General features: G+C 72.0%; 2 protein-coding genes. Both read right to left on the reverse strand.

Annotated elements, in window-relative coordinates; genetic code table 11:
- Positions 1-167: 167 nt before the first annotated feature.
- Positions 168-1,064, reverse strand: a complete 897-nt coding sequence (locus tag AC5RV2_RS17485) for a MaoC family dehydratase (protein ID WP_494093385.1) — start codon at positions 1,062-1,064, stop codon at positions 168-170.
- Positions 1,061-1,977: 3-oxoacyl-ACP reductase (locus AC5RV2_RS17490; RefSeq protein ID WP_494093386.1), on the reverse strand; the 917-nt coding region annotated here is incomplete at its 5' end. The genes AC5RV2_RS17485 and AC5RV2_RS17490, both read right to left, overlap by 4 nt.

The raw sequence follows: 1,977 nt of genomic DNA on the forward strand, positions 1-1,977 counted from the left end.
GGCCGGGCGGAGGAGGCCCGCTCCGAGTTCGCCGCCGCCGCCGCCCTGGCGAAGAATGAGCGCGAACGGGAGGTCCTCGAACGCCGCGGCGCTTCCGGCTGACCCGGTCCGGCCGCCGGTCAGGGCTGAGGCGGTGCCCGCCGGCTGACCTGGTCCGGCCACGCCGCTCAGCCGGCGAGCGTGTGGACGCTGCCGGTGAAGTGCAGCCGGTGGCTGCGCTCCCCCCAGCCGGTGAATTCGGAAGCTTCCCAGGACCCGTCGCGTTCCGTGTCATGGATCCTGACGGCCACCGTGGCGGGCAGGAAGACCGGAGCGGCGAAGTCGATGCGCCAGCTGAAGGGTTCGCTGGCCGTGGCTTCCACACTGGTCAGGACCCGGGAGGCCAGGTACATCCCGTGGGCGATGGACCGCTTGAGCCCCAGCATCTTCGCGGACACCGCGCTCAGGTGGATCGGGTTGAAGTCGCCGGAGACCCCGGCGTACTCGCGGCCGGCCTCCGGCCCGAGCCGCCAGCGGGCCGTCGGCTGCGGCGGCGTGAAATCGGCGCGGTCCGGGCGGACTGCCTTGTCCAGCCCGGGCAGGTAGACCGCCTTGGCCAGGTAGTCCGAGATACCTTCCCACACGGCCTCGCCGCCGGCGTCAATCCGGGTGTGCAGTTCGACCTGCGTGCCCGCGTGATGGCCGCGGAGGCCCTCGGCCCAGGCCGTCACGGTCAGGGGCTCGGCGAAGTGGACCGGCCGCAAGTGCCGCACACGGTTGGCCAGGTGGACCATGCCGAGCAGCGGCAGCGGAAAGTCCGGCCGCGTCATCACGCTCATCGCCACGGGGAACGCGACCGAGTGCAGGAACACGGAGGGCAGGGTGTCCCGCACGGTGCCGTGGACCAGCTGCTGGAACCCGCTGATCCGCTCGGGGGTGATCTGCACCCCGTCCAGGGTGTGCCGCACCGCCGGGACCTGCTCGCTGTGCTGGCCCACGCCCAGCTTGTGCCGCGCGGCAGTCGACGCCGCCGTCAGGTAGAGGCGCGAGAGCGTGGGCATCTCCCCCAGGATGACCTCGTTCATGCGCCGACCATGCTTTGCCCGCAGACCCGCAGGGTTTGCCCGTTGATGCCGCCCGCGGCATCGCTGGCCAGGAAGGAGACGGCCTCGGCGACGTCGCGCGGCTGTCCGCCCTGTTGCAGCGAGGAGAGCCGGCGTGCCACTTCCCGGGTCAGGAACGGCATCCGGGCGGTCATGTCCGTCTCGATGAAGCCCGGTGCCACGGCGTTGATGCTGCCGCCGGCCTCGGCGAGCCCGGCAGCCGAGGCCCGGACCATGCCGATGATTCCAGCCTTGGATGCGGCGTAATTGGTCTGCCCGCGGTTGCCCGCAATGCCGCTGGTCGAGGCCAGCGAAACCACGCGCGGCCGCCCGCGGAACGCGCCCGAGGCCAGCAGCTGCCCGTTCATCCTCAGCTGCGACGTCAGGTTGACGGCGATCACGGAGTCCCATTTGGCCTGGTCCATGTTGGCCAGCAGTTTGTCGCGGGTGATCCCGGCGTTGTGGATCACGATGTCCAGCCCGTGGTGCCGCTCCATGGCATGGGCGGCGATCTTCGCGCCGGCATCGGCCGCGGTGATGTCCAGCTGCAGGGCGGTGCCGCTCACCCGGTTCGCGACCTGCGCCAGCTGTTCCCCGGCCGCGGGGACATCGACGACGACGAGCTGTGCGCCGTCGCGGTGCAGGGTCTCCGCGATGGCAGCGCCAATGCCGCGCGCGGCCCCGGTGACGACGGCGACCTTGCCGGCCAGCGGACGGTCCGGGTCCGCGGGGAGCGAGCCCTCGTCGGAGCCGACCAGCAGGAACTGGCCGTTGACGTAGGCGCTCCGGGCCGAGAGCAGGAAGCGCAGGGGGCCCAGGACGGCCGGTGCACCGGCTTCCACGCCTTCGCCGAGCAGGATGCCGTTGGCGGTGGCACCGCCGCGCAGCTCGTGCG

It is taken from the genome of Arthrobacter sp. Y3225116 (genome assembly GCF_059091245.1).